Consider the following 8,059-nt stretch of genomic DNA (forward strand, 5'->3'; position numbering starts at 1 on the left):
TCGCGGGAAACTGTCGAAGGCGGGGTGGGTCCGGTTGAGGGGGTGTGAGCGGCATGGGCCCGAGGCATGCCTCGGGCGGGTTGGGCAGGACGCCCAACCCCGGTCTTGCCGTGTGCGCAGGACAGCGCACACGAGCAAGCCGCGACCAAGCCCCCATGGGTGAGGGCGCTTTGCTTGCGAAGCACTGCTTCGCAAGCGCCCGAACGCACAGCCGCCAGCGGCTGGGCCGGACCCGGGAGGGGGGTTTACGGCGTCCCCCTCAACCGGACCCACCCCGCCATCCCACGGATAGCCAGCTTCTGCCTTTGACGTTGACGTTGACGTTGATCGCAGCAGGTGCAGGGCTCCAAGCCCTGCAAAAGAACACACCCCTACAACACCTGCGGTCGGCACAGCAGGCTGAAACCTGCGCCGCCCAGCCGTGACTCCCCCGCCGTCACACGGAACCCGTGCAGGCCGGCAATCGCCGCCACGATCGACAATCCCAGACCAAATCCCCCGCCCGCGCTGGCATCGGCGCGATGGAAACGCTGGAACACCAGGCTGCGCTCGGCCTCGGCAATGCCCGGGCCGGAATCCTCCACCACGATGCACGTCGCGCCCTCCTGCACCCGCGCCGCCAGCCGCACCCGGCCACCCTCCGGCGCAAAGCGGATCGCGTTGTCCAGCAGGTTGCCGATCGCCTCGAACAGCAGGCCCCGATCCCCCAGCACGCCGGGCAGATCAGCAGCCAGTTCCAGCTCCAGCCACTGCCCCTTCTCTTCAGCCAGCGGGGCGTAGAACGCATGGATCTCCTGGAGCAATGCCTCCGGCGCCAGGGTCACGAAGCCGGACCGGCGCTGGTGGTCCTCCAGCTCGGAAATGCGCAGCAGCGCGCGGAACCGCGCCATCAGCGTATCGGTCTCGTCCAGCACCTGTTCCAGCGCCACTGCCTGCGGCTCGCCATCACCCACCTGCTGGCGCATGCGGTACAGCTGCGCGCGCAGCCGCGTCAGCGGCGTGCGCAGGTCGTGGGCGATGTTGTCGCATACCCCTTTGACCTCGGTCATCAGCTGCTCGATGCGGTCGAGCATGGCGTTGACGATCGACGCCAGCATGTCCAGCTCGTCGCGGCGGTTGGACAGCGGCAGGCGCTGGCCGAGGTTGCCGGCCACGATCCGTGCAGTCGCTTCTTCAATGGCCTGGATGCGCCGCAGGGGGCGTCTTCGCAGCAGGTGCCAGCCGAGCAGGCCCGGCACCAGGGTCAGCGATACACCCCACAGCAGTGCATCGAGGATGAGATGGTTCACCTCGTTCAACGGCCCGCTGTAACGCACCAGCACCAGGATGCGGCCGTCGCGGGTGGGCATCGCCAGGCCGAAGCCGCGCTTGCCCTGCGCGTTGGCGTCGGTGATCGGCAGGCCCGAGACCGGGTGCGCGCTGCCGTCCAGCGGCAGCTGTTTCGGCAGGGTCTTCAGCACGCCGGCCAGCGGCTGTCCCTGCGGAGTGAACAGGCCATAGGCATCGATGCCGTGCAGGTCATAGCGGCGGTTCTCGCGCAGCGCTTCGGTCAGCGCGTCGCCGGTGAAGTGCTCGAACAGGTGCGCACGCTGCAGCACCGCCGATTGCGCCAGCTCGTCCAGGTACAGCGACACCCGCCAGTACAGCACGCCCAGCAGCACGCACGACCAGGCCACGAACAGCAGGCTGTACAGCCCCAGCAGGCGGCTGCTGGACGAACGCCAGCCGTCAGACAGTTTCGCTGAGGACATAGCCACTGCCGCGCACGGTACGGATCAGCGACGGCAGGTCGGCCTGGTCGAGCTTGCGCCGCAGCCGGCCGATGTGGACGTCGATCAGGTTGGTGCCCGGGTCGAAGTGGTAGCCCCACACTTCCTCGAACAGCATCATCCGGGTCAGCACCTGCCCGGCGTTGCGCATCAGGTATTCCAGCAGCTTGAACTCGGTCGGCAGCAGGCTCAGGCTGCGGCCGCCGCGGTGGGCGGTACGTGCCAGCAGGTCCAGCTGCAGGTCGCCCACGCGCAGCACGGTCTCGTTGCTGGCCGGCTGCTGGCGGCGGCGCAGCAGCACCTCCACCCGCGCGGCCATCTCGTCGGAGGCGAACGGCTTGGTCAGGTAGTCATCGCCGCCCGCGCGCAGGCCGCGCACGCGCTCGTCCACGTCGGACAGCGCGCTGAGCATCAGCACGGGGGTCTGCACGCCGATCCGGCGCAGGGTGGTGACGATGGCCAGGCCGTCCAGCCCGGGCAGCATGCGGTCCAGGGTGATGGCGTCGTAGTCGCCACTGGCGGCACGGACCAGGCCTTCACGGCCGTCGGCCACCCAGTCCACCTGCAGCCCATGGTTGCCCAGTTCCGCCACGATTTCCTGGGCGGTGATGGCATCGTCCTCGATGGTCAATACGCGCGACATGGGCACCGCTGAAGTCCAGACTCGCCCATGCTCGCCAAATCGGCCGGTGCGGGCAAATGAAACATGCTTCATGCAGGCGCCCGGTACGCACCGGTTCAGCCCGGCTCGTTGTCCTCGCCGGGCAGTTCACCCAATTCGCCCTGCACCTGCACGTTGTTGCGGCCCATGGCCTTGGCCCGGTAGCACTGGGCGTCGGCCGACGCCACCGCCTCGTCCACGGTCATGCCCGCCTCCAGCGGCGCGATGCCGATGCTGGCGCCGATCCGCAGCCGCGCCGTGTCCCACGGAATGGACAGCGCGGCCAGGGTCTGCAGCAGTTCGCGGCCGATGCGCGCGGCCCGGCGCGGGCCACAGCCGGGCAGGATCACCGCGAATTCGTCGCCGCCCAGCCGCGCCACGATGTCCGAATCGCGCACGCCATGACGCAGCACGCTGGCCACCGCCCACAGCACCGCATCGCCGGCGAGGTGGCCCCAGGTGTCGTTGACCGGCTTGAAGCGGTCCAGGTCGATGAACATCAGCGAGGCCGCCTGGCCGGTGCGCTCGACGCGGGTGATCGCCTGCTGCAGGTGCGCCTCGAAGCCACGGCGGTTGCCCAGCTCGGTCAGCGGATCGATTTCGGCCAGGTGGCGTGCCTCGCGCTGGCGGGCGCGCTGCTGGGTATCGTCGCGCAGCACCCACACCGCGCCACGCACCTGGCCTTCGTCATCGCGCAGCCAGGCGCGGGTCAAGTCCACCGGCACCGTGGCCGCGCCCAGCCGCATCAGCAGGTCGGCATGCAGGTCCACCGCGTTGCTGTCCGGGTCCAGCAGCACGGCCACGTCCAGCACCGAGCCGGGCGCGTACTCGGTGGTCAGCGACAGCACGTCCTGCACGTTGTGCCCGGCCAGGGCCAGCGCGTTGTCACCCGCCAGGATGCGCACGGCCGCAGCATTGGCGTACTCGATACGCCCTTCCAGGCTCACGCTCAGCACCAGGTCGGCCACCGCATCCAGGGTGATGCGGCTGCGCTGCTCGGTTTCGTACAGGCGCTGCTCGCTGCTGCGCTGGGAAGTGACGTCCTGGATCTGCGACACGAAATGCAGCGGCTCGCCGCGCTCGTTGCGCACCAGCGAGACCGACAGGCGCGCCCAGATGGTGTTGCCATCGCGGTTGAGGTAGCGCTTTTCCAGATGGTAGTAATTGCGCCGGCCGGCCAGCAGGTCCTGCACCAGCGCCAGGTCGGTCTGCAGGTCGGCCGGATGGGTCAGACGCTGGAAATCCACCTGCAGCAGCTCTTCGCGCGGGTAGCCGAGAATCCGGCACAGCGCATTGTTGACGTCCAGCCAGCGCCCTTCCAGCGAGACCAGGGCCATGCCCAGCGCCGCCGAGGTGAACGCACCGGCGAACTTGTCCGCGGCCAGCCGCGCATCGGCACGCGCCTGCTGCATCTCGGTGATGTCGATGGCCATGCCGACGTAGCCGATGCGCTGGCCGTCGGCACCGTCCATGCGGCTGATCGACAGGCGCACCTGGCGGCGCTGGCCATCCTTGCGCAGGAAGGTCCACTGCCGTGAGAACGTGCCGCCCTGGGCCTGCGCGGCCAGTGCCTGGAAGACGGTCGGCAGGCGCCCTTCGGCATCGGCCAGCGGCGCCAGGAACACGGCGATCTCCTCAGGCTCGTGGAAAATGCCCGGGTCGACCCGGCCCACCACGTCATCGGCCGTATAGCCCAGCAGGCGCTCGGCGCCGCTGTTGAAAAGGGTGATCATGCCCTGCGGGTCGGTGGCCATCACCGCCACTTCGTCGGACGCATCGACCAGCGCCTGCAGCCGCTGGCGCATTTCCGCCGCGTCCTGCCGGGCCTGCTGCAGTTCGGTCACATCATCGTGGGCGCCGGCCATCCACACCGGGCGGCCCTGCCCGTCCCGCTCGAACACGCGTCCGCGGTCGTGGATCCAGATCCAGCGGCCGTCCTTGTGGCGCATGCGCAGCAGGCACGCATAGTGGTCGGCGTGCCCGCGGAAGTGCTCCTCCAGCGCGGCATCGGAACGGGCCAGGTCATCGGGATGGACCAGCGCCTGGAACGTATCCTGGTTCACCGGCTCCAGCTCTTCCTGGCGATAGCCGACGATCTCGGCCCAGCGCGCGTTGATGCGCATCTGGCCCGTCTGCACGTTCCACTCCCAGGTGCCCGCTGCGGTGCCTTCGATGATCATCGCCAGGCGGCGGCGGTCTTCGGCCAGCTCCACCAGGCGCCGCTCGACCAGGTTGCCTTCGTTGTTGGCGGGGCCGCCCATCAGCCCTCCCTGCCCCGCGCGCAGGCGCGCGCGGGCCGCAGCGCAAGGCTGCAACCCTCATGGATGCTGGCGGGAACGATTGGCGCCACGGCCCTCCCCGGCGACGACGGGACGGCCCGATGGCCCCCCTTGGGCGCAAGTGTGCGCACTGCGGGGGAACCTCGACAAGTCCCCCCTCGCAGGCGAGCGCCTGGAGGGGTGCCGGACTCAGCTGCGCTTGGCGCGGGCGAAGGCGTCGGCCAGGGCGTTGTTGGCCGGTGGCGCCGACTGCGCCGGGCGGCCGCCATTGCCCTGTCCGCGGTTCTGTCCACGGTTCGGACCGCCGGCATCGCGGCGCGGCCCCTGACCCTGGCCGCGCTCCTCGCGCTGGCCGGGCCGGCTGGTGGCCTGGCCGGGGGTGTCGTCCAGGCGCCGGGTCAGGGCGATGCGCTTGCGCGGCACGTCCACCTCCAGCACCTTTACCTTGACGATGTCACCGGCCTTGACCACATCGCGCGGATCCTTGACGAAGGTGTCCGACAGCGCCGAGATGTGGATGAGCCCGTCCTGGTGCACGCCGATATCCACGAACGCACCGAAGGCCGCCACGTTGCTGACCACGCCTTCCAGCACCATGCCTTCGCGCAGGTCCTTGATGTCCTCGACGCCCTCGGCGAAGCGCGCCGCTTTGAACTCAGGACGCGGATCGCGGCCCGGCTTTTCCAGTTCCTTGAGGATGTCGCGCACGGTCGGCACGCCGAAGGTCGCGTCGGTGAACTGCTCGGCCTTCAGGCCTCGCAGGAAGCTGCCATCACCGATCAGCGCCTTGATCGGGCGCGCGGTGCTGGCGACGATGCGCTCGACCACCGGATAGGCTTCCGGGTGCACGGGCGAGGCATCCAGCGGCTGGTCGCCATCGGCGATGCGCAGGAAGCCGGCGCACTGCTCGAAGGTCTTCTCGCCCAGCCGCGCCACCTTCAGCAGGTCCTTGCGGCGCTTGAACGGGCCGTTGTCATCGCGGTGGCGCACGATGTTCTCGGCCACTGTCGACGACAGGCCGGACACGCGCGACAGCAGCGCGGCCGAGGCGGTGTTGACGTACACGCCGACGGCGTTCACGCAGTCCTCCACGCGCGCATCCAGTGCCCGCGCCAGGCGGTACTGGTCCACGTCGTGCTGGTACTGGCCGACACCGATCGCCTTCGGTTCGATCTTCACCAGTTCGGCCAGCGGGTCCTGCAGGCGGCGGGCGATCGACACCGCGCCACGCAGCGACACGTCCAGGCCGGGGAACTCCTTGGCCGCGAATTCGGACGCCGAGTACACCGAGGCACCGGCTTCGCTGACCACCACCTTCTGCAGCTTCGGGTTGCCGGCGGCCTTGATGGCCTCACCGGCCAGCTTGTCGGTCTCACGGCTGGCGGTGCCGTTGCCGATCGCGATCAGCTCCACGTTGTGCTTCGCACACAGCTGCTTGATCGTCTGCAGCGACTGGTCCCACTGCCGGCGCGGCTCGTGCGGGTAGATGGTCTCGGTGGCCACCAGCTTGCCGGTGGCATCGACCACGGCGATCTTGCAGCCGGTGCGGATGCCCGGATCGAGGCCGAGCACGGTCTTCGGCCCGGCCGGTGCGGCCAGCAGCAGGTCCTTGAGGTTGTCGCCGAACACCGCAATCGCATCGGCCTCGGCCTTCTCACGCGCCTGGTTGAACAGGTCCAGCAGCAGGTGCGTGTGCAGCTTGGCGCGCCAGGTCAGGCGGCAGGCATCGAGCAGCCAGCGGTCGGCAGCACGGCCCTGGTCGGCAATGCCGGCCTTGCGCGCCACGCGCCCTTCGGCGTACTGGTGGCCGGCCTCGGCATCGCTACCCGGGTCCAGTTCCAGGAACAGGATCTCTTCGCGGCGCGCACGGAACAGCGCCAGCAGGCGGTGCGAGGGAATCTTCGCCAGCGACTCGGCGTGTTCGAAATAATCGCGGTACTTGGCGCCTTCGTTTTCCTTGCCCTCGGCCACGCGGGCGCGGATCACGCCGCCCTCGCCCAGCCAGATGCGCAGCTCGCCGACCAGCGCGGCATCTTCGCCCCAACGCTCCATCAGGATCGCGCGGGCACCTTCCAGCGCGGCCTTGGTATCGGCCACGCCCTTGTCGGCGTCGACGAAGGTGGCCGCGAACACCTGCGGATCCCGTGTCGGGTCGACCAGCAGGCCATCGGCCAGCGGCTCCAGCCCGGCCTCGCGGGCGATCTGCGCGCGGGTGCGGCGCTTGGGCTTGTACGGCAGGTACAGATCTTCCAGGCGGCTCTTGGTATCGGCGGCGAGGATGTCGTTGCGCAGTTCGTCGCTCAGCTTGCCCTGTTCGCCGATGCTGGCCAGCACGGCGGCGCGGCGGTCTTCCAGCTCGCGCAGGTAGGTCAGGCGGGTTTCCAGGTTGCGCAGCTGGGTGTCGTCCAGGCCACCGGTCACTTCCTTGCGGTAGCGGGCGATGAACGGAACGCTGGCGCCCTCGTCGAGCAGGCCGACGGCGGCACGTACCTGGGCGGACTGGGCACCGATTTCCTCGGCGATGGTCTGGGCGATCTGCTGGGCGAGCGCGCTCTGGGCGTTCTTGGCGTCGTGCATTGCTTCAGGTCTGGGCCGCATTACGGGAAGGCACCATTCTGGCAACCCACGACCAAGCGGGACAAGGCGTTGACAGGGGGCGGGATTCAGCCTCCGGCGGCCGGTCGGGACGCCGGCATCCTGGCGAGGGGGGCTGGGATGCCGGCGCGGGCGCGCGATGGTGGGCGCGCCCTGCCGCGTGTTACGGGGTCAACGGTAGTGGCGGGCGGCGCGCTGCATGACGATGTCGTCGCGCAGGCTTTCCAGGGCCATCAACCGGACCTTGCCGACACCCTGCAGTTCCATGAACCGCTCGGTGTAGAACTCCGGCCCCAGCGCGGTGTCGGCGCGGGATTTGCTGAAGCCGTAGGGCACCACGCCCTTCTCGCCATCCTTGCTACCACCGACATAGAGAACAATTGCCATGTGATGTCTTCCTCCAAATTGCTACTGCGTACTGCACACGATGAGCGGTACTTGCGAGCTCATCGGGATAGAGCTTACCGCGATCAAGCTGACTGGAACGTCACGAAGGGTAATGACGATCGGTTGCATGCAGATGACTGCCCGATCACTGCAGAACGCATACGGATCTTTAACCTCCGGCTAACAAACGGGGGTTTCCAGCCAACGGCGCAGCCCCTCGTGGGTGGCGGGGGTGGGTCGGTCGATCAACGGCAAAACCGTCGGGCTGGTCGGTGGGGGGTGGGGGGGGGGGGGGGGGCGCGGGCACCACCCCCGCGGGGCGGGGGCGCGCGGCACCTACCACCCGCCCCCCCCCCCCCCCCCCCCCC

Annotated in this window: 5 protein-coding genes; all 5 read right to left on the bottom strand. The window is 69.2% G+C overall.

The window, feature by feature from the left end; all coding sequences use genetic code 11:
- Nucleotides 1–371: 371 nt before the first annotated feature.
- Nucleotides 372–1,751, bottom strand: coding sequence for a sensor histidine kinase (locus tag ACVOK1_RS19415; protein ID WP_481562982.1), 1,380 nt, complete (start codon nt 1,749–1,751; stop codon nt 372–374).
- Nucleotides 1,729–2,412 (bottom strand): response regulator transcription factor, encoded by a 684-nt coding sequence (locus ACVOK1_RS19420; RefSeq protein ID WP_079222289.1) that lies wholly within the window; start codon nt 2,410–2,412, stop codon nt 1,729–1,731. The genes ACVOK1_RS19415 and ACVOK1_RS19420 overlap by 23 nt, the downstream gene beginning before the upstream one ends.
- Nucleotides 2,413–2,507: 95 nt before the next feature.
- On the bottom strand, nt 2,508–4,691 hold the full coding sequence (locus ACVOK1_RS19425) for a PAS domain S-box protein (RefSeq protein ID WP_481562983.1): 2,184 nt from the start codon (nt 4,689–4,691) through the stop codon (nt 2,508–2,510).
- Between the two features lie 207 nt (nt 4,692–4,898).
- Nucleotides 4,899–7,286 (bottom strand): Tex family protein, encoded by a 2,388-nt coding sequence (locus ACVOK1_RS19430; protein WP_481562984.1) that lies wholly within the window; start codon nt 7,284–7,286, stop codon nt 4,899–4,901.
- Between the two features lie 189 nt (nt 7,287–7,475).
- Nucleotides 7,476–7,691, bottom strand: a complete 216-nt coding sequence (locus tag ACVOK1_RS19435) for a hypothetical protein (RefSeq protein WP_025879252.1) — start codon at nt 7,689–7,691, stop codon at nt 7,476–7,478.
- Between the last annotated feature and the right edge of the window lie 368 nt (nt 7,692–8,059).

This window comes from Stenotrophomonas sp. STEN087 (genome assembly GCF_056759115.1).